Annotated in this window: 23 protein-coding genes; 18 read left to right on the forward strand and 5 right to left on the reverse strand. The window is 60.8% G+C overall.

Translation table 11 applies throughout. The features are described 5' to 3' along the window. Positions 1–9 precede the first annotated feature (9 nt). The 7 genes from ASG68_RS12055 to ASG68_RS12085 all read left to right on the forward strand — a co-directional run bounded on the left by ASG68_RS12055 (position 10) and on the right by ASG68_RS12085 (position 7,727). Positions 10–1,329, forward strand: coding sequence for an alpha-glucosidase/alpha-galactosidase (locus ASG68_RS12055; RefSeq protein WP_062578978.1), 1,320 nt, complete (start codon positions 10–12; stop codon positions 1,327–1,329). Positions 1,330–1,592: 263 nt separating this feature from the next. Continuing rightward, positions 1,593–2,648: an ABC transporter ATP-binding protein gene (locus ASG68_RS12060; protein WP_062578979.1), complete on the forward strand. Its 1,056-nt coding sequence runs from the start codon at positions 1,593–1,595 to the stop codon at positions 2,646–2,648. A gap of 123 nt (positions 2,649–2,771) precedes the next feature. Beyond that, positions 2,772–4,019: an ABC transporter substrate-binding protein gene (locus ASG68_RS12065; protein ID WP_082499467.1), complete on the forward strand. Its 1,248-nt coding sequence runs from the start codon at positions 2,772–2,774 to the stop codon at positions 4,017–4,019. Between the two features lies 1 nt (position 4,020). Beyond that, entirely contained in the window at positions 4,021–4,902 is an 882-nt protein-coding gene (locus ASG68_RS12070) for a carbohydrate ABC transporter permease (RefSeq protein WP_062578983.1), read from the forward strand. Further along, complete coding sequence (locus tag ASG68_RS12075; RefSeq protein ID WP_062578985.1) at positions 4,899–5,720, forward strand: carbohydrate ABC transporter permease; 822 nt, start codon at positions 4,899–4,901, stop codon at positions 5,718–5,720. The genes ASG68_RS12070 and ASG68_RS12075 overlap by 4 nt, the downstream gene beginning before the upstream one ends. A gap of 78 nt (positions 5,721–5,798) precedes the next feature. Continuing rightward, positions 5,799–6,968, forward strand: coding sequence for an ATP-grasp domain-containing protein (locus tag ASG68_RS12080; protein WP_062578988.1), 1,170 nt, complete (start codon positions 5,799–5,801; stop codon positions 6,966–6,968). 3 nt (positions 6,969–6,971) lie between these two features. After that, positions 6,972–7,727: an esterase family protein gene (locus tag ASG68_RS12085; protein WP_062578990.1), complete on the forward strand. Its 756-nt coding sequence runs from the start codon at positions 6,972–6,974 to the stop codon at positions 7,725–7,727. 277 nt (positions 7,728–8,004) lie between these two features. Here ASG68_RS12085 and ASG68_RS12090 read toward each other — a convergent pair whose 3' ends face one another. Together ASG68_RS12090 and ASG68_RS12095 are read right to left on the reverse strand one after the other, a co-directional pair. Then, entirely contained in the window at positions 8,005–8,664 is a 660-nt protein-coding gene (locus ASG68_RS12090; RefSeq protein WP_062578992.1) for a peroxiredoxin, read from the reverse strand. A 167-nt stretch (positions 8,665–8,831) separates the two neighbouring features. After that, a complete protein-coding gene (locus ASG68_RS12095; RefSeq protein WP_062578995.1) occupies positions 8,832–9,881 on the reverse strand; it encodes a GlxA family transcriptional regulator in 1,050 nt (349 codons plus the stop codon). Positions 9,882–10,039: 158 nt separating this feature from the next. On the opposite strand from ASG68_RS12095, the gene ASG68_RS12100 reads away from it, so the two are divergent. From ASG68_RS12100 to ASG68_RS12125, 6 genes are all read left to right on the forward strand, one after another. Continuing rightward, positions 10,040–10,921 (forward strand): ABC transporter substrate-binding protein, encoded by an 882-nt coding sequence (locus ASG68_RS12100; RefSeq protein WP_062578997.1) that lies wholly within the window; start codon positions 10,040–10,042, stop codon positions 10,919–10,921. Between the two features lie 74 nt (positions 10,922–10,995). Then, the gene (locus ASG68_RS12105; protein WP_062578999.1) at positions 10,996–11,748 is read left to right on the forward strand and encodes an amino acid ABC transporter ATP-binding protein; all 753 of its coding nucleotides are present in this window, start codon (positions 10,996–10,998) and stop codon (positions 11,746–11,748) included. Positions 11,749–11,758: 10 nt separating this feature from the next. Then, positions 11,759–12,418 carry an amino acid ABC transporter permease gene (locus ASG68_RS12110; protein WP_062579002.1) on the forward strand — a complete coding sequence of 220 codons (660 nt, stop codon included), beginning with the start codon at positions 11,759–11,761 and terminating at the stop codon, positions 12,416–12,418. Beyond that, the gene (locus ASG68_RS12115; protein WP_062579004.1) at positions 12,415–13,077 is read left to right on the forward strand and encodes an amino acid ABC transporter permease; all 663 of its coding nucleotides are present in this window, start codon (positions 12,415–12,417) and stop codon (positions 13,075–13,077) included. The genes ASG68_RS12110 and ASG68_RS12115 overlap by 4 nt, the downstream gene beginning before the upstream one ends. Before the next feature lie 23 nt (positions 13,078–13,100). After that, positions 13,101–14,330, forward strand: a complete 1,230-nt coding sequence (locus ASG68_RS12120; protein ID WP_082478627.1) for an Atu1372/SO_1960 family protein — start codon at positions 13,101–13,103, stop codon at positions 14,328–14,330. Position 14,331: 1 nt separating this feature from the next. Next, on the forward strand, positions 14,332–15,558 hold the full coding sequence (locus ASG68_RS12125; RefSeq protein WP_062579008.1) for an FAD-dependent oxidoreductase: 1,227 nt from the start codon (positions 14,332–14,334) through the stop codon (positions 15,556–15,558). A 9-nt stretch (positions 15,559–15,567) separates the two neighbouring features. On the opposite strand, the gene ASG68_RS12130 is transcribed toward ASG68_RS12125, so the two are convergent. Both ASG68_RS12130 and ASG68_RS12135 read right to left on the reverse strand, forming a co-directional pair. Then, on the reverse strand, positions 15,568–17,481 hold the full coding sequence (locus ASG68_RS12130; protein WP_062609738.1) for a diguanylate cyclase: 1,914 nt from the start codon (positions 17,479–17,481) through the stop codon (positions 15,568–15,570). 174 nt (positions 17,482–17,655) lie between these two features. Next, positions 17,656–18,741, reverse strand: coding sequence for a LacI family DNA-binding transcriptional regulator (locus ASG68_RS12135; RefSeq protein WP_062579012.1), 1,086 nt, complete (start codon positions 18,739–18,741; stop codon positions 17,656–17,658). A gap of 128 nt (positions 18,742–18,869) precedes the next feature. On the opposite strand from ASG68_RS12135, the gene ASG68_RS12140 reads away from it, so the two are divergent. The 5 genes from ASG68_RS12140 (at position 18,870) to ASG68_RS12160 (ending at position 25,294) form a co-directional block, all read left to right on the forward strand. Beyond that, complete coding sequence (locus ASG68_RS12140) at positions 18,870–21,194, forward strand: alpha-L-rhamnosidase (protein WP_062579014.1); 2,325 nt, start codon at positions 18,870–18,872, stop codon at positions 21,192–21,194. A 42-nt stretch (positions 21,195–21,236) separates the two neighbouring features. Further along, entirely contained in the window at positions 21,237–22,517 is a 1,281-nt protein-coding gene (locus tag ASG68_RS12145) for an ABC transporter substrate-binding protein (RefSeq protein ID WP_062579016.1), read from the forward strand. Positions 22,518–22,585: 68 nt separating this feature from the next. Continuing rightward, positions 22,586–23,464, forward strand: coding sequence for a carbohydrate ABC transporter permease (locus ASG68_RS12150; RefSeq protein ID WP_062579019.1), 879 nt, complete (start codon positions 22,586–22,588; stop codon positions 23,462–23,464). Then, positions 23,461–24,288, forward strand: a complete 828-nt coding sequence (locus ASG68_RS12155) for a carbohydrate ABC transporter permease (protein WP_062609739.1) — start codon at positions 23,461–23,463, stop codon at positions 24,286–24,288. Before ASG68_RS12150 ends, ASG68_RS12155 begins: the two co-directional genes overlap by 4 nt. Before the next feature lie 4 nt (positions 24,289–24,292). Further along, positions 24,293–25,294: an ABC transporter ATP-binding protein gene (locus tag ASG68_RS12160; protein ID WP_062579022.1), complete on the forward strand. Its 1,002-nt coding sequence runs from the start codon at positions 24,293–24,295 to the stop codon at positions 25,292–25,294. 21 nt (positions 25,295–25,315) lie between these two features. Here ASG68_RS12160 and ASG68_RS12165 read toward each other — a convergent pair whose 3' ends face one another. Beyond that, the gene (locus ASG68_RS12165; RefSeq protein ID WP_062579107.1) at positions 25,316–26,014 is read right to left on the reverse strand and encodes a GntR family transcriptional regulator; all 699 of its coding nucleotides are present in this window, start codon (positions 26,012–26,014) and stop codon (positions 25,316–25,318) included. Positions 26,015–26,077: the final 63 nt, after the last annotated feature.

Here is a 26,077-nt window from a genome sequence, read left to right on the forward strand (position 1 = left end):
GGAACTGCAATGGCCAAGATCTGCCTGATCGGTGCCGGCAGCACCGTTTTTGCCCAGAACATCCTGTCCGATGTGCTGTCGAACCCCGATCTCGCCGATAGCGAGATCGCCCTGATGGATATCGACGTAGAACGGTTGTCGACCTCGGAAATCATGGCGCGGCGGATCGGCGATACGTTGGGATTGAAGGATTTGAAGATAGCCTCCTTCACCGATCGTCGTGGGGCGCTGAAGGGGTCCGATTTCGTTATCCTGATGATGCAGGTCGGCGGCTACAAGCCGGCGACGGTGACGGATTTCGAGGTTCCGAAGGAATTTGGCCTTCGCCAGACGATCGCCGATACGCTCGGCATCGGCGGCATCTTTCGGGCGCTGCGCACCATTCCGGTGATCTTCGATATCGCCCGCGACATGCGTGACGTCTGCCCGGATGCGCTGATGATGAACTACGTCAACCCGATGGCGATGAATTCCTGGGCCATGGCGGAAGCCTTTCCGGATATCCGCTATGTCGGCCTCTGCCATTCGGTGCAGGACACGTCGAATTATCTCGCCCGTTCGCTCGGCGAGGATATTGCCGATATCGATTTCCGCTGCGCCGGCCTCAACCATGTGGCCTTCTTCACCAAGTTCGAGAAGCGCCACAAGGACGGGCGCCGCGAGGACCTCTATCCCCGGCTGCGCGCCAAGGCGGAGAGTGGCGATTACGACCGGGACGACGCGGTGCGCTGGGAGACGATGAAGCATTTCGGCCATTTCGTCACTGAAAGCTCGATCCATTTCAGCGAGTATACGCCCTGGTTCATCAAGCGCGGCCGCGAGGACCTGCTGGCGAAATACCAATTGCCGCTCGACGAATACATCACCCGCTGCGAAGACCAGATCGCCGACTGGCATGTGTTGCGCAAGGAATTGGAGGATGCCGGCAAGCCGCTCGAGGTTTGCCGCTCCAACGAATATGCCTCGGCGATCATCCACGGCATGGTGACCGGCACGAACTACCTGATCTACGGCAATGTCCGCAACAACGGCCTGATCGACAACCTGCCGACCAATGCGGCGGTCGAGGTGCCCTGCCATGTCGACCGCAACGGCATCCAGCCGGTGCGCGTCGGTTCGGTGCCGCCGCAGCTTGCTGGCATCATGCGCATGTCGCTGAACGTCCAGGAACTGACCGTTCAGGCGGCACTGACGGGTCGTCGCGATCACATCTATCACGCCGCAGCCCTCGATCCGCATACCGGTGCCGAGTTGTCGCTCGATGAAATCCGCGCCCTCTGCGACAAGTTGATCGCTGCCCACGGCAATTACTTGCCCGCTTATCGGTGAGAGGTGTGATGAACGGCTTCACGACAATCGACAACGTATCTCCTGGGCGCCGGCGCAGCCCCATACTCCCTCATTCCTGTGCCTGTCACAGGAATCCAGCCAGCCCAAGTCTTTGGGCTGAAAGAGCTTTCCTCGACCCGACGGACGTCGGGTCGCTGGATTGCCGGGACAAGCCCGGCAATGAGGGTGAGTGGGTTGCGTTCTCTACCCTATACCGCATCCGCCGCAGCCCCGTGCAGCCGACATGCACTGAAAGGAATTCCATGGCTCAGGTATCACTCGACAATCTGGTCAAGGCTTATGCCAACGTGCAGGTGATGCATGGCGTCAGCTTCGATGTCGCCGATGGCGAGTTCGTTGCGCTGGTCGGTCCGTCCGGCTGCGGCAAGTCGACCCTCTTGCGGATGATCGCGGGACTGGAGGAAATCTCCGGCGGTACGATTTCCATCTCCGGCCGCGTCGTCAACGACGTCGAGCCGAAGGAACGCGATCTGGCGATGGTGTTCCAGAACTACGCGCTCTATCCGCATATGACGGTGCGCGACAATATGGGCTTCTCGCTGAAGCTGCGCAACGCGCCGAAGGCGGAAATCGAGACCCGGGTTCGCGAGGCGGCCGGCATTCTCGGCCTCGTCGATTATCTCGACCGCATGCCGAAGCAGCTTTCGGGCGGCCAGCGCCAGCGTGTCGCCATGGGCCGGGCGATCGTGCGCCAGCCGGCCGTCTTCCTGTTCGACGAACCGCTGTCCAACCTCGATGCCTCGCTGCGGGTGCAGATGCGAGCGGAAATCCGCGCGCTGCATGACCGTCTCGGTTCGACCTCGATCTTCGTGACCCATGACCAGGTGGAAGCCATGACCATGGCCGACCGCATCGTGGTGCTACGATCCGGGCGGCTGGAGCAGGCTGGCGCGCCGCTCGATCTTTACGACAAACCCGCCAATGCTTTCGTTGCCGGCTTCATCGGCTCGCCGGCGATGAACCTGATCAAGGGGGACGCGGCGAATGGTTCGATCCGGCTGTCGCCGAACCTCTCGGTGCCGGCACCGGTCGCGGCAACGGGTCCGGTCATCTGGGGCGTTCGTCCGGAACATCTCGACCTCGTCCCGGCAGAAGCGCCGGGAGCCATCGATCTGAGGGTGACCGCCGTTGAAAGCACCGGCCATGCGACCTTCGTGATGGGCGAGAGCGACGGGATTGCCATGACGGCGCTGTTCACGGATCGGCCGAGCCTCGTGCGTGGCGATGTCATCCACCTCAATCCGCGTGCGGACAAACAGCATCTGTTCGAGGCGGAAAGCGGCAACCGCATCGGCTGACATGAGATTGCAGGTTCAAGCCAACGAAGAACAGGCGAACCGGCAGAAGCACAGGAACGATAAACATCCCGGCATGCCCAGAGGAAAAGGGCCATCGCGCGGGACCAAGAAGAGGGTAACGCAATGAAATTATTGTATGGCACTGTTCTTTCCCTGCTGTTGTCGGCGCCCGCGAGCTGGGCCGATACCGAGATCACCTATCAGTTCTGGGGCAGCCCGCAGGAGGTCGAGGCGTGGAATGCCGTCGCCCGTTCCTTCGAGGCCGAACACCCCGGCATCAAGGTCAATGTCGAAGCCTCTGACTGGGACAGCTACTGGGAAAAGCTCAAGGTGAAGATGGCGGGCGGCACGCCGCCGGATGTCTTCGCCATGGATGCGCCGCTCTACAAGGATTGGCAGTCGCGCGGCGTCCTGCTCAACCTGCAGCCTTATATCGACAAGGAGAAGGGCATTCTCGACGGCGTCTATCCGATCACGCTGAAGGCCTATGAAACGCCAGAAGGCTACTTCGGCCTGCCGCGCGACTTCCAGACGATCGTGCTCCACTACAACAAGGATATGTTCGACGCGGCAGGCGTCGCCTATCCCACCGACAGCTGGACCTGGGACGATCTGAGGGCAACCGCCGCCAAGCTGACGCTCGACAAGAACGGCGACGGCAAGACCGACCAATGGGGTTTCTGGGCAGAAGCCTATGACATGGAGCCGCTCTGGGGTGCGCTCGTCTGGGCCTTTGGCGGCGATGTCGTCGATCCACCGGCCGGCAAGACGCTGATTTCCTCACCGGAAGCGACGGCCGCCTTCCAGTTCCTCTCCGACATGTGGTTGACCGACAAGTCTCTGCCGACACAACTGCAACTGCAGCAATATGGCACCGACGGCTTCTACGCCGGTATCGCCGCCATGGGCGTTTCCGGTCACTGGACGGTGCCGGATTACAGCCCGCTCGCTTTCAAATGGGATATCGCGCCCATGCCGAAAGGTCCGGCGGGCCGCGCCACATCGGTCAATTCAGCCGGCTTCGTGATTGCCAAGGGCAGCAAGCATCCCGACGAGGCCTGGGCTTTCGCCAAATATGCCTTCGGCGAAAAGGGCCAGACGGAGCTTGCCAAGATCGGACTGGCGATTCCGGTGCGCCAGGCGATCGCCGAAGGTCCCGCCTATCTCCAGCAGACGACCAAGATCGACCACTCCCTCTTCGTCAAGGCGCTCGATTACGCCAAGCCGAAGCCTGTCTTCAAGGGATATGAAGAATGGTCGAGTGCGGTCGGCGATGCGCTGACGATGATCTGGTCGGGCGAGATGGAGGTTGCAGACGGGCTTGCGGAGGCGGTCGCCAACGGCGACGACGTGCTCGCCCGGAACAAGTAATATGGGCTCGCTCCGGCCGATGGGATCGGAACGCTGGTGGGTGCTGGCTTTTCTCCTGCCGACGCTCGCCGGGCTCTTGCTGGCGAGTTTCGGCTCGATCCTGGCGACGCTCGCTCTCAGTTTCACCGACTGGGACCTGCTGACGTCGCCGGTCTCGGCCGGCCTGAGCAACTATGCCGACCTGCCGTCGGATCGCCTGTTCATGAAGGCACTGTGGAACACGCTGGCGTTTGCTGCACTCTACGTGCCGATGACGGTCGTCCTGTCGATGCTGATCGCGATGGGGCTCAACCGTCCGATAGCCGGCATCGGCTGGTTCCGGGTCATGTTCTTCCTGCCGGCTGTCTGTTCGCCGACGGCGACCGGTCTACTGTGGCAATGGATCTATGCGCCGGATAGCGGTGTGCTGAACGCCGGGCTGTCGCTGGTCGGAGCGGACTCCGTCAACTGGCTGGGGCCGCGCATGGCGCTCTATTCGGTCGTCATCGTCAATGTCTGGGGCGCGATCGGCAGCGGCATGATCATCTTTCTCGCCGGGCTGCAGGCGATCCCGAAAGAGTTCTACGAGGTAACGCGGCTCGATGGTGCGACGGCCTGGCAGCGGCTGCGTTTCGTCACGCTGCCGGCCCTGGCGCCGAGCATCTTCTTCCAGAGCGTGCTGACGACGATCAATGCCTTCCAGGCCTTCGACTATATCTTCGTGCTGACCCGCAGCGGCAACGGCAACTCCACGATGCCGACTTTGGTCTTTTCCATCTATCGCAACGGCTTCCGCTTCTTCCGGATGGGCGATGCCGCCGCGCAGGCGATCGTGCTGACGGCGATGATCCTGCTTCTGACCCTCATCTATTTCCGCATCGAGAAGAAATGGGGCGAGCAATGACGCGCATGCGCCGCAACGACTGGGCCGCGTTCCTTGCTCTCTGCCTGGGAGCGGTCGCCATGTTCGGGCCGTTCGTCTGGTTGCTCTCGACCAGCCTCAAGCCGATGGCGGAACAGTTCGACATGCGGCTTCTGCCGCAGCAGCCGACGCTTGGCAACTACACCCGCCTGTTCGAGATCATGCCGTTCCATCTGTTGATCTGGAACAGCCTGAAGATCTCGCTGATCTCGACGCTTGGCCAGTTGCTGACATGCTCCATGGCCGCCTTCATGTTCGCCATCGTCCGCTTTCCGGGACGCAATATCCTCTTTGCCCTGCTGCTGGTCACGCTGATGGTGCCCGCGCAGGTCACGGCGATCCCGCAATTCATCATCTTCAAGACCATCGGCCTCTATGGCACGCAGGCACCGCTCTATATTCCGTCCTTCCTGGGCGGCGCCTTCGGCACCTTCCTGATGCGCCAGTATTTTCGCACCATCCCGCTGGAACTCGCCGAAGCCGCGCGGATGGACGGGGCCTCCTTGGCGCGGATTTTCTTCACGATCTACCTGCCGCTCGCCAAGCCGGCGCTGGCGGCCTTCGCCATCATCGCCTTCATGGTGTCGTGGAACGATCTGTTCTCGGCGCTGATTTATCTGCCGTCCGACGTGGACAAGACGACGCTGACGGTCGGGCTGGCGCTGTTCCAGCAGCAATATTCCGGTCACTGGACGCTGATGATGGCGGCCTCGATCATCTCGATGGCGCCGGTGGTGATCGCTTTCTTCATGGCGCAGAAACAGTTCGTGGCCGGTATGGCGATGACCGGCTTCAAATGATGCCCGGTTGCTGATGGACATCTACGGGGAGATGAGGGAAGAATTGACTATTAAGTCTATGCAATAAAGGGGAATCCCTTGAATTTCATTTTCTTCTCTCCGCACTTTCCCGCCTACAATGCAGAGTTCTGCTATCATCTAAGCCTCAACGGCGTGCGGGTGCTTGGCATCGGCGATACGCCGTATGATGCTCTCTCCGAAAAACTCAGGGCCTCGCTCACCGAATATTACCGCGTCGGCGACATGGAGGATGATGACGAGGTCATTCGTGCCGTCGGTTATTTCATCCACCAGTATGGCAAGATCGACCGCTTCGAGAGCCTGAACGAGCACTGGCTGGAGCTTGAGGCGCGCATTCGGACGGACTTCAATATCTACGGGACCAAGCTGGATTTCATCGACAATCTCAAACAGAAATCCCGAATGAAGGACTATTTCAACCGCAGCGGCGTCGCCACCGTCGCGCATCTGAAAAGCTCGGACAAGGCGAGCGCGCAAGCCTTCATCGATCAGGTCGGATACCCGATCGTAGTCAAACCGGATCTCGGCTCCGGCGCCAGCATGACCTACAAGATCTCGACGGCCCGGGAGTTCGACAGCTTCTTCAGTAACAAGCCTTCGGACATCTCCTTCATTCTTGAGGAATATGTCGACGGGATCATCCTGACCTATGACGGCCTGATCGACAGGTACGGCAATGTGGAATTCGCCACCAGCCATCGCTTCGAGCAGAGCATCATGGAGGTCGTGAACACCGATTCCCACCTCTACTATTTCTGCCTTCCGTCGATCGATCCCGAGGTCGAGGAAGCGGGCCGCAATATCCTGAAAGCCATGGATATCCGCGAGCGCTTCTTCCACATCGAGCTTTTCAAGCGCAAGCGCGACGGCAAAATCATCGCGCTGGAAGTCAACATGCGGCCGCCCGGCGCCTGGATGACGGATGCGATCAACTATACCCACGATATGGATGTCTACCGTGAGTGGGCCGGCATGGTGGCGCTCAATCGTGTCGGCGGGCCGTTCCCCGGCAAGTATTTCACCGGCTATGCCAGCCGCAAGCATCGACTGGACTACAAATACACCCACCACGAGATCGTCGGCCGCTGGCATGAAAAGCTCGTTAAATATCAGGAGGTGGAAACGGTATTCCGACGTGCTATGGGTGATTTCGCCTACCAGTTCCGGTCTGAGGACCTCGACGAGGTACGGGAGATCGTGGCGTTCATTCAGGAAACCAAAGTCTGAGCCATGCGCGTTTCGTACCATAATGATCATAGCGGGCATCTCGATCGCCCGATGGAATACAAGGTCTACGGCCATGCGGGGCGCCCCTTGCTGGTCTTCCCGACGTCCAACGGCCGGTTCTTTCAGTATGAAGATTCCGGCATGATTGCTGAACTGCAGGGTTTCATCGAGGCAGGCAAGATCCAGGTCTGGACCGTCGACGGGATCGACGGCGAAACGTTCTTCAGCAAGGACGATGATCTCCAGCACAGGATCGAACGGCATCAGGCCTATTTTCGCTATATCAGCGATGAGGTCATGCCCGAGATCGCACGGGTCAGCGGCGAGGCGAACGGTGGCAACGATATCCGGCCGCTTTTGACGGGATGCTCGATGGGCGCGTTTCACGCGACCAATTTCCTCCTGCGCTTTCCCTGGCTCGGCGCCGGCGTCATCGCGCTGAGTGGGGTCTACTCGACCAAGCACTTCTTCGGATCCAGCCTCGAGGGCTCGATTTACTTCAATTCGCCACTCGACTATCTCGCCAACCTGCAGGACGGGCAGGTTCTGCGGCAGATCCGCAATCTACGCCTGATATTCTGCTGCGGGCAGGGGGCGTGGGAAGACGAGATGCTGGAAGAGACGCGCGCGCTCGAAGCCGTGCTGCAACAGAAGTCCATCCCGGCCTGGGTCGATTACTGGGGCAAAGATGTCAACCACGACTGGCAGTGGTGGCGCCCGCAAATGTCGTATTTCCTGGAAAGATGGCTGGCGGGTTGATCGGGGCTAACGATGGGCGCCTCTGGTGAGGCGGCAGACTATTGATATTCCGCAGATTCCACCAGGTCCGTCATTCCTGTGCTTGTCACAGGAATCCAGCCAGCTCAAGTCCTTGAGCTGAAAGAGTCTTTTGACCCGACAGACGTCAGGTCGCTGGATCCCCGCCACGAGGGCGAGGATGACGGAGGATGGGGTCAATCTCCGTCAGATAGTCAGCTTTGAATTGTATCAGCAGTTTGAGCCGCTCAGCTTCTTCAAAGCTTCCGTGCGAACCTTCTCAGGCCGCCGGCTGCTTAGTCTTGCGCAGGTAGGGCAGCACTGTTTCGTAAGCGCCGAAGCGGGTGACGGCATCTTCGTTCGAGACGGCGGCGGTGATGATGACATCGTCGCCCTGCTGCCAGTTTGCCGGCGTCGCGACCTGGTGCTTGCTGGTCAACTGGATGGAATCGATGGCGCGCAGGATTTCCGCGAAGTTGCGGCCGGTCGTCATCGGGTAGGTGAGGATCAGCTTGATCTTCTTGTCCGGGCCGATGACGAAGACGGAGCGAACCGTCGCGTTGTCGGCGGGCGTGCGGCCTTCCGATGTGTCACCGGCGGCGGCTGGCAGCATGTCATAGAGCTTGGCGACCTTCAGTTCCTTGTCACCGATCAGCGGATAATCGACGTCGAAGCCGGTGGCGACCTTGATGTCCTGCTTCCACTTCGAGTGGCTTTCGACCGGATCGACGGAAATACCGATGACCTTGGCACCGCGCTTCAGGAATTCCTGCTCCAGACCGGCCATCGCGCCGAGTTCGGTCGTGCAGACCGGGGTAAAATTCTTCGGATGCGAGAACAGCACGGCCCAGCCATCGCCGATCCAGTCGTGGAAGCTGACTTCGCCGATCGTCGTATCGGCGGTGAAATCCGGGGCAATATCATTGATGCGAAGGCTCATAATCCCATCCACTTTTCGGTTGCCGATGCCGGGATCACGGGCGGGTATTCCCGGCATCATCTTGAAATCCGGTGAAAAAATAGCCGCTGCTTCGGCGATGTCAATTTCTATTATTTTTGTAGAGATAGGATGATCGGCTGCTGGAAATCGCAAATTGCCGAGGACGTTCAGCGCAGAGTGCTGGGTGTCGTTCCATATCTTGCGCGGAAGGCCGTGGCGAAATGGGCGGAATCGGAAAAGCCGGTCTCGAAGGCGATCGAGGTCATCGGCATCGTCGTGTTTTCCACGAGGAAACGGGCATAGCGCAGCCGGGTTTCGAGGATGAAGCGTTTCGGCGTCATGTTCGTATGCTGCTGAAACAGACGGGCGAACTGGCGTGGCGACAGGCCAACGGCCTGGGCGGCCTGTTCCGGCGACACGTCACGGCCCTTTCGGCTTTCGATCAGCACGACGGCGCGCTGGATGCGGGTGTCGCTGAAATTGCGGTAGACGGTCGCCCGTTCCTGGTCGAAGGCGCTCATCGTCTTCTGTTCGGTGAGGGATAACTGGTGCACCACCTTGGCGGCACGATCCGGGCCGCAATGGGTGCGGATCAGGTCGGTCATCAACGACAGGACAGAAATGCCGCCGGGCACCGTGATGCGCGCCCTGTCGATCAGGAAATCGTCGCGCGTCGAGAAGCTGAGCCGCGGAAATGCCATGCGGAAGTCCTCGCCGTGGAAGGGATGGACGCTGGCCTTGTGGCCGGCGAGCAGCCCCTCTTGCGCGAGCACGAAGACGCCGGTGCAGACCCCGATGATCGGCACGCCGGCCGAGGCCGCGACGCGCAGATAGGCGCGATGGCGGGGAGGGGCGGCCCGCAGATGCGGCAGGAGACCGCCGATCACCACGATATAATCGAAGTCGTTCGGATTGGTGTAGGCGGCGTCTGCCTGAACGCGGATGCCGCAACTGGCCACAGCGCTCTGGCCGGGCTCGCCCATGATCGACCAGCGGCAATAGAGCGGGCGTGAATTGTCGGCGAAGTCGGCGGCGTGGCGCAGCGGCTCGACGATCCCTGTCAGCGACATCATCGGGAAGGTCGGCCAGAGAAGAATGCCGATAGTGAGATCGGGCTTGCGGTCCCGCGCCGTCAGCAGGCGTTCCTGCCACAGGCCATCCAGCCAATGCACATAGTCGTCGCCGCCTTCATTGGTTGCGTCTTTCTCGGGACCCATCAACTCTCCGCAGACACCAAAGCAGTGTCGATTTTTCAAAGATTATGTCTGATTTTTAAAATTCTGCCAGCGCTTTTACTGCCAGAGTTTGGCTTGTCGAACACGACAATCCGGCGGTCAACTTCCGGATCGGGGAACCAGAAACAGGGATATGAACGATGAAACTTTCTCTCTCGAGAAGGCTGGTGATGCACGCCCTTTTGGCAGCGGCAACGGGCTTGACAGCCTTTTCGCCGGCCGGCGCCTTCGAGCTTGCGCAGGAAAGCAAGCTGACCGTCGCCTTTACCGGCGACATGCCGGGCTCCGGCTGGCAGGACGGCAAGATGATCGGCTATGACGGCGAGATCATGCAGCGGATCGCCGACAAGCTCGGCCTCAAGATCGAACCGGCGCTGATGGAATGGTCCGGCACGATAGCCTCCGTCGAGGCGGGCCGCGTCGATGTCATGCTCGGAACCATGGGCTGGACCGAGAAGCGCACCAAGATCATGACCCTGTCCGAGCCGATCCACTATTTCAAGAACGGCATCATGCAGTCGACCAAGACCAACTGGGACAAGCTTTCGGATCTCGAAGGCAAGAAGGTCGGCACGATCACCGGATTTTCCTTCGTGCCGGAACTGAAGGCGATCAAGGATCTGCAGTTGTCTCTCTACGACACCTCCGATGCCGCCGTCCGCGATTTGATCGCCGGCCGTATCGACGCCGTGATCGGCGATCCGCCGGTGGTGTCCTATGCGATCAAGCAGAATCCGGACTGGAATATGCAGTTCCTCGCCTTCAGCGACACCAACCCGCAGTTTCCACTGCTGACCGGGCTCGGTCAGGTGGTTTACGGCCTCAACAAGAAGAACGACGACCTGCGCCAGAAGATGGACGCCATCATCGCGGACATGTGGAAGACCTGCGAGATGAAGGCGATCGGTGAGCGTTACGGTCTTTCCGCCGATGTCTGGTACCAGCCGGCCGGTGAAAACTTCCGCGCCGGCGTCGATCGCCCCGCCGATTACAAGCTGCCATCCTGTGCGGCAGGCGGCTGAACCCTGGTTTGGGAGGGCTGCCGGTCGGCGGTCCTCCTTTTATCCGACACATAGAAACAAGACGGGGAATGCTGATGGACGCGCTGTTGAGTGTCGCGGGCCTGCGCAAGAGCTATGGGCCGGTCGAAGTGTTGAAGGGGATCGATTTCTCGGTGAAAGCCGGCGAGAAGATTGCCTTGATCGGCCCTTCGGGGTCGGGGAAATCCACCTGCCTGCGCTGCATGAATTTTCTGGAAACGCCGACGGCGGGCGAGATCCGGCTCGATGGCGAGCGGATCGGCATGCGCGATGGCCGGCTGATGAGCGACCGGCAACTGGCACCGCAGCGCGCCGAGATGGGCATGGTCTTCCAGCTGTTCAATTTGTGGCCGCATCTGAGCGTCGCCGAGAATGTAGCGATCGCCGTGCGCAAGGTGCGAGGCCTTCCGGCGAAGGAAGCCCGTGACCTGGCGCTGGAGATGCTGGCCAAGGTGCACATGGCACACCGAGCGAATGCCTCGCCGCTGGAGCTGTCCGGCGGGCAGCAGCAACGTGTCGCGATCGCCCGCGCGTTGGCCCAGAAGCCGAAGCTGATGCTGTTTGATGAGCCGACCTCGGCACTCGACCCCGAACTGGTGCGCGAGGTGCTGACGGTGATCGAGGAACTGGCGGATGAGGGGCGCACCATGCTTCTCGTCACCCATGAGATTGCCTTTGCCCGCGATGTCGCCGACCGCGTGATGTTTCTCGATGGCGGCGTGATTGTGGAAGAGGGGCCGGCGAGCGCGGTGATCAACACGCCACGCGAGGAGCGGACCCGCAGCTTCCTCAAGCAGATCCGGCATTGAGGATCGCGTCATGCCTGATTTTTCAACCTTTCGCCTGATACTCGAAGGCCTGCTCACCGGGCTTAGCGTCACAGTGATTGTAGCTCTTGCGGCGCTTGTCATAGGCCTCGTCCTCGGCTTCGGCCTTTGCCTTCTCAGGGAGTTTACCCGGATAAGGACGGTGCATTTTACCATCGACGCTTATGTCGAACTGCTGCGCAACATTCCGGCGCTGACGCATCTGTTCATTCTCTATTTCGGTCTTGCCAGCCTTGGCTTGAGGCTATCGTCGATCACAGCCGCAATCGTCGGTCTCGGACTGATCGGCGCTGCCGTGACTTGCGATATCTTTCGCGCCGGTTTCCGGTCTTTGCCGAAGGGGCAGATCGAGGCCGCACTCGCCGTCGGCTTGAGGCCCGGCCAGACAATCGTCTCCATCCTCACGCCGCAGGCGATGCGCATCGCGCTTCCGGGCTTAAGCAATTACGCCGTGCAACTCGTCAAGGACACATCGGTCGTCTCGGCCATCGCCGCGCCGGAGATCATGTTCTTTGCCCGCTCCATGGTCACGTCATCGTTCCAGACGACGCTCATCTATGCGACGGCCGCCGGTCTCTACCTGCTGCTGAGCCTGCCCCTGATGCAGGGCGTGCGTGTTCTCGAAAACCATTATGGAAAGCTCAAGGCATGACCGGATTCCTCCAGCCCTATGTCGAATATGGCAGCGAGTGGTGGCCGCTTCTGGCCGAAGCGATGCTGAACACCGCGCTGCTCACCATCGCCGGCTTCGCTTTGTCGGTGGTCTTCGGACTCGCCTTGCTGCTCTGCCAGACATCCAGTTCGAAGGCGTTGCGAGGCTTTGCCACAGTCTATGTGACGACCTTGCGCGGCGTGCCGCTGCTGGCCATCCTGTTCCTGCTCTATTTCGGCCTGCCGGGTGTCGGGATTACTTTCGATGCCCTCACGGCCGCGGTGTTGGGCTTGTCGCTTTGCTTCGCCGCCCAGGTTTCGGAGCTTTTTCGCGCCGGTTTGAAGGCGATCCCGAAAGGACAGCGTGAGGCGGCAATGGCGGTCGGGTTCACACCGGTCCAAAGCTTCACCTTCATCATCCTGCCGCAGGTGGTGCGGGTCATTCTCTCGCCGATGATCGTGACCTTCGTGTCGCTGTTGAAAGACTCCTCCCTTGCCTCGCTGATCACGGTCAATGAACTGGTGCTGACCGGTCGGGCCATGGCGACCGAATACTTCCTGCCGCTGCAGATCTATGTCGCGGTCGGCCTCTGCTACTTCATGATCGGCTGGCCGTTCTCCATCCTCTCCCGTCGCCTTGCCGCACCCGCAGCCCGCTAGAATATCCAAGGAAAGTCATAAGCATGGATACGCAACCGAAAGGCGGCGGTGAAAACCGCGTCCGTTCCCCTGCCGATGCCGGCTCCTCGCGCCGGCCGGTGATCCTGATCACACCCGATCTTCTCCTGAGTGAGGAAGCCGAGACCGAGCATCAATACGCGGTGCGAACCAATTATGCCGAGGCGATCGGCGAGGCTGGCGGACTGGCTCTGATCCTGCCCTATCATTCCGGCGACATCGCCGATGTGCTTGCCCTGTGCGACGGCATTCTTGTGACAGGTACGCAACCGGGCGCGGATGTGCCAACCATTCGCAGCACCTTCGAGCGGGCGCTTGTTCAGCAGGCACTTGCGGCGAGAAAGCCGCTGCTCGGAATCTGCCATGGGATGCAGTTGATCGGCGAGTATCTCGGTGGCTCGTTTGCCAGGGACCTGCCGGACCTTGCCGGTGATGCCACGGCTCATCTTCCGCGTGCAGTTCCGGATCGCCTGGCGCACGAGATCGCCATCACCCCCGGCAGTCTGCTCGCCGGATGGCAGGGTGGCACGACGGCACGGGTCAACAGCCTGCACCGGCATGCGTTGATGGGCGAAGGCCGGTTCAAGGTGCTTGCGACGGCACCGGATGGCGTAACGGAGGCGTTCGAGGCCGTCGGAGATTCGTTCTGCCTCGGCGTGCAATGGCATCCCGAGTACCGGCTGACGGCGCTCGACCGGCAGATCTTGCAGGGTTTCGTGGCGAAATGCGCGGAGCGGGCAGTGCCACCGCGATCCTCAATCAACCCCCCTTCGTTCAAGGCACGTCTCGATGCTCTCGGGTTGTCTTTGCCTGAAGCCCCCACGCCACCGGGCGCCTTTGTCGGCGCGATCCGCAACGGCACTGTCGTCACAGTGTCGGGCCAGGTGCCCCTGCGCGACGGTAAGGTTATTCGTACGGGGCAGGTGGGAACCACCATTTCGATCGATGAGGCGCGGGAAGACGCCCGTTGCGCCCTGCTAAACGGGCTTGCGCAACTGGAAAAATGTACGGGCGGGCTGGATCGTGTCACCGGCTTTGTCCGCCTTGCCGGCTATGTCAGTGCCACGGCGGGTTTCACCCGTCACGGCCAGATAGTTGATGCGGCCTCGGAATTACTGCGCGATCTCTTTCCCGATCACTGGATGCATGCACGTGTCGCCATCGGCGTCTCGTCGCTACCGCGTGGCGTTCCGGTGGAAATCGAATTGTCGGCGACCGTTATGGAGGACCGCTGAGATGAAGCGCGTGGCCGTCATAGGGGCTGGTGTCGTCGGGGTGGCGAGCGCCTATTTGCTCTGTCGGGCGGGCTATGCCGTGACGCTTGTTGACAGGAATCACGGTCCCGCTTTGGGCACCAGCCGCGCCAACGGCGCTCAACTGAGCTATGCCTATGGCGACGCTCTTGGCTCGCCGTCGCTGCTGCGGCATTTGCCGGAAATCCTGATGGGACGTGACCCGGCTTATCGCGTCCGTTTGCAGGCGGACCCGGAATTCCTAATCTGGGGGTTACGGCTTCTCGCCGAATGCCTGCCAGCCCGTTCACTTGCCAACACGCGGCACCTGCTCGGGCTTGCCTCCGCCACGCGCCGGTTGCTGGAGGATGTTCTCGCCGAATTCGACCTGTCCTTCGACTATCAGGTGTCGGGCAAGATGATCCTCTATTCGACGGCAAAAGCTTTTGAGAGCGGTGCGAATGTGCACCGGCTGAAGCAATCGATGGGAATCCGGCAGGAAGTGCTGGACCGCGACGAAGCGACCGCAATCGAGCCTGCACTCGCGCTCTATCCCGATCCTATCGGCCGGGTCGTCTACAGTCCCGACGACCCTGCAGGCAGGCCCGACCGGTTCTGTGCTGGTCTGGTGGATGGACTTGTCCGGCGTTATGGCCTGCAGACCGTATTCGGGGAGGAGGTGCGCGGTATCCGGAGCCTGAAGGGTCAGGTTACCGGTCTGTCCTTTGCCACGCGTGAGCCGCTGGATTGCGATCTCGTCGTCATGACGACTGGGGGCGGGCTCGACTTATTGCCTCGGGGGGATCGCCCGTTCGCAAGCATCTGGCCGGTGCAGGGATATTCGATGACGGCGAGGGCAAGTGCTTCTGCCATGCGTGTTTCGATCACCGACCTGAAGCGGAAGCTGGTCTTTGCAAGACTGGGCGCTGACGTGCGGATCGCCGGTCTTGCGGATATTGGCGTAAAGCGCCTGCGCTTTTCGGGGGGGAGGTTCGTCACATTTCGATCCGCCTCTATCGAGGCCTTTGGCGGCACGTTCGACCATGGGGCCGATGATGTCTCTCCATGGTCCGGGGCAAGGCCCTGCACGCCGTCGTCCCGACCGATTATCCGGCCCGGGCATTTGAAAGGCCTCTATCTCAATCTTGGCCACGGTACGCTGGGCTGGACGCTGTGTCTTGGATCGGCGCAGTACCTGCTCGATCTGGTGACTGCCGGTCAGGGTGGGTGACCTTGCCCTTCAGCCGTTGGATTTTGCGCGAACCAGCTTCGGTTTCGCGGGCTCCCACGTCCTGACGAGGTCGCGACCGGATGCCTTTGCCAGATAGAGGGCTTCGTCGGCGCGGACGACAAGACGTCCGGCATCGGGGCCGATCGTATGATTGGCAAGCGTCGCAACGCCGATGCTGGCGGTGACGATGCCTTTCTCGCTCCCGGTATGCACCATATCGAGTGCCCTGATACGGTTGCGCAATTCATGCGCCAGCGCGACGGCGCCTTCTTCCGATGTATTGGGCAGGATCAACACCATCTCCTCGCCACCATAACGCGCGGCGCGGTCACCGGCGCGCCGCGCGACGGCACGCAGGCACTCGGCGATCGCCCGCAGGCAATCGTCGCCGGCGGTATGTCCATAGGTATCGTTGAAGGCCTTGAAACGATCCACATCGAGTAGAAGTAGGCTCAGCGCGCCTTCACCACGTCCAACCCGAGCGACTTCCTCCGTCATGACAGCATCGAAGGCGCGGCGGTTGAGAAGGCCGGTCAGGCCATCGGTTTCCGCCAGTTCTGCAAGGCGCATGTTCAGGTCTCGCAGGGCTTGCTCGCTCTGCTTGCCCTTGGTGATATCGGAGCAGACGACGAAGCAGGTGCCATCGGCCGCCGGGCTCGTTCGGGATTCGATCCAGCGGCCGTCGAACAGCGGAAACTGCACGGTACCGGGCTGGCGCAATCGAGAGCAGGCAGCGTTGACCCACTCGGTAGCCTTGTCGGCGGGAATGTTGATCAGTTCGCCGCGGGCGATCGAGGCGTAGAGGATGGATGCGGCGGGTGTGCCGGGCACGCGCAGGTCCGCCGTCAGCGGGAACATCGCGCGGTACTGTTCGTTGCAGAAAACGACGCGGAGATCCTTGTCGAACATGATGATGCCGTCGGCCATGTTGGTGAGGGCGGCGGTGGCCTTGCGCTCGCTTTCGGCGAGTGCCGCCTCCAGGTGAACCTTGGCGGTGATGTCGCGATTGTGTGTGATCAAACCCGTGGCGCGGCCCGCGTCGTCGCGCACCGGCGATTTCAAGGTGGACAGCGTCGCGGTCGAGCCGTCACGGTGCGTCACCTGTTGCTCGATGACTTCAGCTGTGCCCTGCTGCAACGCCTTCTGCTCATCCGCGCGGAATGCTGCCGCGATATCTGGCGGGTAGAAGTCGAAATCGGTCTTGCCAAGCAAGGTGTCCGCATTCGCGGCCTTCATCAGAGCCGCCGTGGCTGGGTTGGCGAGAATGAAACGGCCTTCTGTATCCTTGACGTTCAGGCAATCTGGAAGGCTGTCGATAACCGTCTTGTAGATGTGGTTTTTCAAGACCGCGTCACGCCGCCGCGTCTCGTTGGCGACGGCAAGCGAGACGAGTAGTGTGGCGGCAAAGGCGATGATGGCGATCGGGATAAGCGTTCCGGGTGCGAGCATCGACAGCTTCGCGTGCGGCAGGGCAAGAAAGCTGAGAGGGCCGACGGCGGCAATGCAGGCCGAGAAAAGCACGATGCCGCGCGTGGAGGGACGATCGTTCTTTTTCAGGGCGTGGGCGAGAACACCGATCGCAGCGGCAAGTCCAATGCCGGTCAATCCCGCAAAGACGCCGGCACCGCCGAGATAAACCCGAAAAGCGGCTGCACAGAAGGCGGTGACGATCAGCGCCACGGGACCGCCGAACAGGCCGGAAACCGCGACTAACGTTGTCCGCGAATCGATGAAGACGCCCGGTTCAATCTCGAATGGTCGGAGCATGACGATGATGGCGCCGATTCCCAGCAGCAATCCGAAGCCGAGCTGGCGAACGATCTGCGGGCAGACGATATTCGGAAGCCGCGCGTTGCTCCAGATGAGAACGAGCATCGACAGGATCGCCAGATTGGCGAGAAGTTCATACCAGGGGCTACTCAAACACAAGGTCTCCCCGGCGCAAACGCAAGAAACCGGCCGGAACGGTACAGCTTACCATCGCCCGGCAGGGCGAAATTTCAGTTAACAGACAACTGAAAAGCCCCGAAAACATGACTTTTGCCGCGCAAAGCTGACGGCAAATCTGGGGATGGCGGTTTCAAGGTTTATTTAAGCTTATTGTGAACTGCTGTTTTGCGTCGTTCTTGAACCCGTTTCCAATCCGGCAATGCGGCCAAGGCTGCGGCGCGTGATCAGAGATGGAGCGGTTGAATGGGCAAGATGCGTCTCGCGGCCTTCGATCCGCGACAAAAGTGTCTCGGTGGCGAGAACGCCCAACGCATGGCCGGATTGATCGATGCTGGCGAGGTTGACGAGGCTAAGCGCGGCGGTCGGCGAATTGTCATAACCGATGACGGCAAGGTCTTCCGGCACGCGGATTCCCATCTCGGCCGCCATATTCAGAAGCGTTATCGCGTCGAGATCACTCCAGCAGAAGACAGCTTCGGGACGATCCGGCCGCAGCAGAAAGGCTTTGAGGCTTTCCTCCCGTACGGGCGAAGCGACGGGGATGCTGTGGATGTCGATGGCCTCGCCGAGGCCGGCCATTTGCATCGCTTCCGAATAGCCGATCTCGCGCTGGCGGACGACCGAGACCCTGTGGCCCTCGCGGGAGCCGAGGGTCAGCATGCCGATTTTGCGATAGCCGCGCTCGATGAAAGCCTCGACAGCCACTGCGGCGCCGCGCTGGTCGTTGCAATTCACCGTGTCGAAATTTTTTGCATCCGGATCGTGATAGCCGATGGCCACGATCGGAATCTGGGCGGCGAAACGGGCGATGATTTCCGAAGGTAGTCGCGGCGCAATCAGAATCAGGCCGTCCATCTTGTAATCGATCATCGATTCAATCAGCGATGTTTCGAGTTGAATGCGGGCTTCGCTGACACCGATCATGGCGCGGTAGTGGGAGGGAGCGAGAATGCCGTTCACCCCGTCGATGATTTCTGGCAGGAACGGATTGCGGATATCGACCAGCAGCAGGCCGATTGTGAAAGTGCGGCCGCGGAGACCGCGCGCCGCCCGTGAAGGCCGGTAGCCAAGGGCTTCGATCGCGGCTTCGACCTTGCCGCGTAGAGCCTCGCTGACGCCGTAGGCGTTCCGCAAGACCTTGGAGACGGCGGCCACGGATACGCCCGCATGGGCGGCGACCGTTCGGATGGTCACGCGCCCGCTGGTCGTCGCCGTCTCGTCTCTTTCCAACATAATTTTCCCCGGTTTTTCAACTGCAAGGACCACCATGGCAGATGCCGCGAAAAATTTCTATTGCATCCCGGCAAAAAATGTAGAACGTTATACATAGAACGTTCTACACGACGTCAGGGAGGACATTGATGAACATGCACGCCACCCCCAATCGCAAGGGGCTGACGCAGCGCCACTGGTCCGCAGCCATGATCGCGCCCTTGGCGGACGAGGGCGCCGGCCGCCCGGCAAGCTTCGTTTCCAAAGTGTTTGCGCTCGACAGCGTTCCGCCCGTTGCTGACCTGTTCATTTCCGCGCAAGGGCTCTATCGCTGCTTCATCAATGGCAAGCGCGTCGGCGAAAATCCGCTGACGCCCGGCTGGACCAATTACGATCACCGCATCGCCTATCAGCAGTACGATGTTTCCTCACTGCTGACCGTTGGTGACAATCGCATAGAGGTCTGGCTGGCCGACGGCTGGTATCGTTCGCCGATGATGTGGGGCAAGCATGCCATCCCGAATTGCTGGGGCGACCGGATCGGGGCCGTTGTCGAGATCGTGGCCGGAGGCCGGACGCTGCTTGCCACCGATGCAAGCTGGAAGAGCGGTGCCCTGCCGATCGTTAAATCCGGCATCTATTTCGGCGAAATCTACGATGCCCGCCTCGATAAGCTCAGCGAAACTCATGGCACAGAAGCGATCGACTTTGACAAGGCGCTTCTTGTCGCCCAGGAAACGGCTGCCGTGCGCGAGCTTGCTCCGTTAGCACCTGTCGAACACTGGCGCGACGCCGAAGGACGGCTTGTCTACGATTTCGGCCAGAATGTCGGCGGTTATGTCCGTTATACTGTGCGGGGCAAGGCGGGCGCGCAGGTCCGCGTCGAACATTCGGAAGTCCTCGGACCCGACCGCTATTTCGACAACCGCAACTACCGCACCGCCGTCGCTGAGACGCTATACACACTTTCGGGCGAGGGCGACGAGATCTACTCGCCCTATTTCACCTTCCAGGGCTATCGTTATGCGCGGCTGACCATTTCCGGAGAAGCCGAGATCGTTTCAATCGCCTCGGTGCCGATCAGCTCGGTGCCGGATGTCAAGGGTGGCTTCGAGAGCGGCTCCAGCCTCGTCAACCGTCTTGTTCTGAACACGGTCTGGTCACAGCGCGGCAACTTTATCGAAGTGCCGACCGATTGCCCGCAGCGCGACGAGCGCCTGGGCTGGACCGGGGATGCGCAGGTCTTTGCATCGACGGCTTGCTGGCTGGCCGACAGCGAAGATTTCCTGCGCAAATATCTTCGTGACGTGATGTCCGACCAGCGCCCGGATGGCGCAATCCCGCATGTCTCGCCGGACCCGACGCGGCGGCATCCCGAGCATTTTCCGGGCTATGCCGGATCGACCGGCTGGGGCGATGCAATCGTCATCATTCCCTGGGTTCTCTACACGCATTACGGCGATCGCGCTGCGCTCGATGAGTGCTTCGATGCGATGGTCCGCTGGGTGGATTTCCTCTGGTCAATTTCGGACGGGCCAATCGTTCGCCCGCCGCCGCATTGGGGTGATCGCGGCTTTACCTTCGGCGACTGGCTGCAGCCGGTGGGCGACAATCGCAAGCCGCGCCCGACCATTGCCGACGACTGCGCGGCAACCCTCTACCATTTCATCTCGACGGCGCTTGTGGCGCGTATTGCGGGCGTATTGGGGCGTGACAACCTGCGTCAGGCGATGCAGCGTCGGGCAGCCGACATCCGCCAGGCCTTTGCCTTCGAGTTCATCTCGCCATCCGGCCGGATCGCCCATAACGACCAGACATCCTATGCGCTGGCGTTCCTGAACGATCTGATTCCGGTCGAGCATTTCGAGGCCGCGAAAGGTCATTTCCGCCGGGTCGTCGAGGATGCCGATTATCGGATCGGCACGGGTTTCATCGGTACGCCGGCGCTCTTGCCATCGCTGACCAAGCTGGGCATGGACGATCTGGCCGAAAAGGTCTTCCTGCAGGAAGAGGTTCCGGGCTGGCTCTATCAGGTCAAGCAGGGCGCAACGACGATCTGGGAGCGTTGGGATTCCATGGCGCCGGACGGGACGATCTACGAGCCCGACATGAACAGCTACAACCACTATGCCTATGGCGCCGTCTGCCAGTGGCTGTTCGAAAGCGTCGCCGGCATCGCGCCCGATCCGGAACATCCCGGTTTTGCCCGCGTGAAAATTTCGCCTGCGCCGCTTCCCGGACTCAATCCGGTCTCGGCATGGCATGAAGTTGCCAAGGGCCGGATCGAGGCATCGTGGACGATTGCCGAGGGCAAGGTCGAATACAACGTCAGCCTTCCCGAAGGCTGCGAAGGGCTGTTCGTGCCGACCGTACGGCATGTCCATCCCACGCTGAACGGCAAGCCGGTTCATGGCGAAACCCTGATGGCGGCCGGCCGCCATTTGATCACCTTCGAAAGTCCGAAAAGCAACTAGTGCATTCCATCGTGTCGTCTTACTGTTCGGAGGAGGAACATCATGACACTGCGTATGAAGACAAGACTGACGGTCGCAACCGCGCTGACGGCGCTTCTGCTGTCGGGCACGGCCTTTGCCGATACCACGCTCACCTTTCTGGTGGATAACAACGCCGACTCGGTTGCAGCAGCCGAAGCGCTCGCCACGGCCTATTCGGAAAAGCATCCCGATGTCACCGTCGAGGTCGAGCAGCGTCCGGGCGGCGGCGAGGGCGACAACATCGTCAAGACGCGGCTTGCGACCGGCGAGATGACCGATGTGTTCCTGTACAATTCCGGATCGCTGCTGCAGGCGCTGAAGCCGGAAAGCTCGCTGCTGGATGTCAGCGACCTGCCGTCGCAGGCGAAGGTCGCCGCCGGCTTCAAATCGGTGGTTTCCGCGGATGGTAAGGTTTATGGGGTGCCCTACGGCACGACCATGGCCGGCGGCATCTTTTATAACCGGAAAATCTATGCCGAACTTGGCCTGACGCCACCCAAGACATGGGCCGATTTCATGGCCAACAATGAGAAGATCAAGGCAGCCGGCAAGGTCGCTGTTGCCCAGACCTATCGCGACACCTGGACGTCGCAACTCTTCGTCCTGGCGGACTATTATAACCTGCAGGCGCAAGTGCCAAACTTTGCCGCCGATTACACCGCCAACAAGGCGAAATATGCCACCACTCCCGCAGCCGTGAAAGGGTTCGAGCGCCTGCAGGAAGTGCATGACAAGGGGCTGCTGAACGAGGATTTCGGGGCCGGCACCTATGATGACGGCCTGCGCATGGTGGCGTCGGGCGAAGCTGCCCATTACCCCATGCTGTCTTTTGCCATCGGTGCCCTGAAGCAAAATTATCCAGACGAACTGGCCGATGTCGGCTTCTTTGCGCAGCCGGGTGACGATGCCGCCAACAATGGGCTGACCGTCTGGATGCCGCCGGCCGTCTATATCCCGAAGACCACGTCGAATGCAGAGGAAGCGAAGAAATTCGCCGATTTCGTCGGCAGTGTCGATGGCTGCAAGGCAATCATGGCGGTCAACACCGTTCAGGGGCCGCCGCTGATCGACGGCTGCGATCTGCCGGCGGATGTGCCTGCCGCGATCAGCGACATGCTGCCTTATTTCAAGGACGGCAAGACTGCGCCCGCGCTGGAATTCCTCTCGCCGATCAAGGGGCCGGCGCTCGAACAGATCACTGTCGAGGTCGGCTCCGGCATGCGTCCCGCTGCGGAAGCCGCTGCCCTCTATGACGAGGATGTGCGCAAGCAGGCAAAGCAACTGGGTATTCCCAACTGGTAAGCCAGTCTGCTTTAAGACAAGGCCGCCCGCGATAGCGGGCGGTTCCCCATGCCGTGGAAGGAGGTCCGATGGTCGAGGCGCAGAGACCAAAACGAAAATCACCCTATCCGCTCTGGTTCTTCCTGCCCGCGGCCATCATCTACGGCGTCCTTTTCCTGGTGCCGACCGCAACATCCTTCTGGTACAGCCTGACGCGCTGGGACCTGATGACGGCCGAATATATCGGGCTTGAGAATTTCCGGCAGTTCTTTTCCGAGCCGTTTCTGGTGCAGGGCCTGATCAATACGCTCATCTACGCCGTGATGACCTCCGGCCTGAAAACCATTTTCGGTCTCTTGCTGGCCGTGCTTTTGACCAGCAACCTGATTGCGCGCGGCTTCCTGCGTACTGTCGTCTTCTTCCCGGTTCTGGTCTCGACCATCGGGATAGGCATCACCTTTACCGTGATGATGCATCCGACACGCGGCATCATCAATGTGGCGCTGGAGGCCATCGGTATCGATGGGCCGGGGTGGCTGACCGATCCGGCGCTTGCCCTGTTTTCCGTCGCGTTGGTCGACCTCTGGAAGGGCGTCGGGCTGGCAACGCTGATCTTCATTGCCGGGCTCGCCGCCATCAGCCCGGATTATTATGAGGCTTCCCGTATCGATGGTGCAACGCGCATGCAGCAGTTCCGGCGCATCACACTGCCGCTTGTCTGGCCGGCGACGGTGACGGTCATCACTCTGTCGCTGATCGGCGGTCTGCGGTCGTTCGATTTGATCTGGGCGATGACCAAGGGTGGGCCGGGCTTCTCGTCCGACGTCGTCGCCTCGGTGATCTACAAGCAGTATCAGGCTGGGTTCTACGGGCTTTCGACCGCGGGAAATGTCATCCTTTTCGGGTTGATCGCCGTGATCATGGTGCCGCTGACGGTCATGTTCAATCGCCGGGAGGTCGAGCAATGAGGCGTACTCGTCCGGTCGTCGTCGGTGGCATTTCGCTGGCTGTCGCCGCCATCATCTTCATCGTGCCGTTCTTCTTCATCTTCCTGCAGGCAGTGAAGTCCCGTTCAGAGGCTTCGCGGCTGAATTTTGACCTGCCGAAGGAATGGCTGCTGTGGGACAATTTCCTGGCCGTCGTCGAGGCGCGCAACTACCAGCTTCTGCTCGCCTATTTCAATTCGACCCTGATAACCGTATTTTCGGTGACGATCCTCGTCGTGCTGTCGGCAATGGTCGGCTATGTCATGCAAAGGCGACGGTCGCGCTGGAACGGCGTGGCGCAGGTGGCGGTGTTGATCGGGCTGATGATGCCGCCGGCGGTGGTGCCGACCATCGGGCTCCTGCAGTCGATCGGCCTGTTCAAGACCATGACCGGCATGGTGCTTATCCAGGTTGCCTACAATCTTTCCTTCTCGACGCTGCTCTATCGCTCGTTCATCGGCACCATCCCGCGCGATCTCGACGGGGCGGCGCTGATCGATGGTGCAAAGCCCTGGCAGATCTTTTTCCGGGTGGTGATGCCGCTTTTGAAGCCTGTGACGGTGACCAATATCGTCGTGCAGTCGATTGCCATCTTCAACGATTTCACCAACCCGCTCTATTACCTGCCGGGCAAGGAAAACGTTACGGTGCAGCTGACGCTCTACAATTTCCAGAGCATGTATACGAGCCAGTACAATCTGCTGTTCATGAACATCCTGCTCGTGACGATTCCGCCGCTCATCGTCTTCATCTTCTTCAATCGACAGATCGTTGCCGGCATGACCGCCGGTGGTGTGAAAGGTTAACTGCATGTCAGGTGTGGAACTCAAGGACATCCGCAAGAGCTTCGGCGCGCTAGAGATCATCAAGGGCATCGACCTCGACATCAAACCGGGCGAATTCGTCGTCTTCGTCGGCCCCTCCGGCTGTGGAAAGTCGACGCTGCTGCGCATGATCGCCGGTCTGGAGGATGTGACCTCCGGCCTGCTGACGATCGGTGGGAAAGACGTAACCTACGCCGAACCGTCCCAGCGCGGCATCGCGATGGTGTTCCAGTCCTATGCACTGTATCCGCATATGACGGTCGCGGAGAATATCGGTTTCGGCCTGTCTCTCGCCGGCCGCCCGAAGGCGGAGATTGCCGCCAAGGTGCGGGAGGCAGCCGCTTCCCTGCAACTGACCCATCTTCTCGATCGCAAGCCAAAGGCTTTGTCCGGCGGCCAGCGTCAGCGCGTTGCGATCGGCCGCGCCATCGTGCGCAATCCTCAGGTCTTCCTGTTCGATGAGCCGCTGTCCAACCTCGATGCATCGCTGCGGGCGCAGATGCGGCTCGAAATCACCGACCTACACAAGCGGCTTGGCGCGACGATGATCTATGTCACCCATGATCAGGTCGAGGCGATGACCATGGCCGACAAGATCGTGGTGCTGAACGGGGGACGGATCGAACAGGTCGGCAGTCCCATGGATCTCTACAATAAGCCGGCAACGCCATTCGTGGCCGGATTCATCGGCAGCCCGAAGATGAACATCTACAGCGGAGCAGCGGCCGAAGGGCTGGGATGCAAGACCTATGGCATCCGCCCGGAAGACCTGACGTTGTCATCGGAGAGCGGCCGCTGGAGCGGCAAGATCCGGCATGTGGAGAGGCTGGGCGCCGACGCGCTGGTCTATTTCCGCGTCGAAGGGTTTGGCGACATGGTGGCCCGCACGATCGGTAGCGCTGCGTTCCAGCCCGGCGAGACGGTCTGGGCTACGCCGCAGGCCGGTGCCGAACACCGGTTCGACACTCCCAATCCGGTCGCGGCCTGATCCGGCCCGGCTGGGTCGCCGCTATTCGAACAGATCGGGGTTATGCGCCTCGATCTGCGGTAGCTGGGACAGAATTCCGTTCAGATGCCGCCGCATGGCATTGGCCGCTGCCTCTGCATCCCGGCTGTCGATGGCGACGATGATCGCCTCGTGTTCGGAAATCAGGTTCTTCATCGAGTCGGGATCCCTAAGCTGCAGATTGCAGACGCGGTCCATGTGAGACTTAATGTCGGCGATTGCATTCCAGGCCAATCCGCATCCGGCACCTTCGGCGATGGCGATGTGGAACTGTTCGTCCTCGCGCCGGAAGGCATTGTGGTCGTGAATTTCCTCGGCCGCCCGCTGGCGCGCCAGGATCATGTCGACCTTGCGCCGCGTCCAGCTGTCAAAGCTCTCGCTGGCGCGGCGGGCGACCGCGACTTCGATCGCCTCGCGCACGAACCGGGCTTCCATCATCTGGCGTGCCGAAATGCGCACCACGACGGTTCCGCGATTCGGGCGGATTTCGACCAGCTTTGACTTTCCAAGCGCGATCAGCGCCTCGCGGACCGGCTGGCGGGAAACGCCGAGACGGGAGGCGATTTCCTGTTCGGAGAGCCGGGAGCCGGGCGCCAGATCGAGGCGGATGATCGCTTCCCGCAAATCCCGCTCCACCTGAGCCGCCGTCGTTTCCCCTGTCTCGATCTTGGACGGATCGATCTTCAAACTTTCAAGGCTCATGCTTTTCGCCATCGTTGTCTCGTTGACATTCGAATTTAACCACCATACAGTACCATACAACTT

This window comes from Rhizobium sp. Leaf453, from assembly GCF_001425605.1.
Taxonomy (GTDB): domain Bacteria; phylum Pseudomonadota; class Alphaproteobacteria; order Rhizobiales; family Rhizobiaceae; genus Pararhizobium.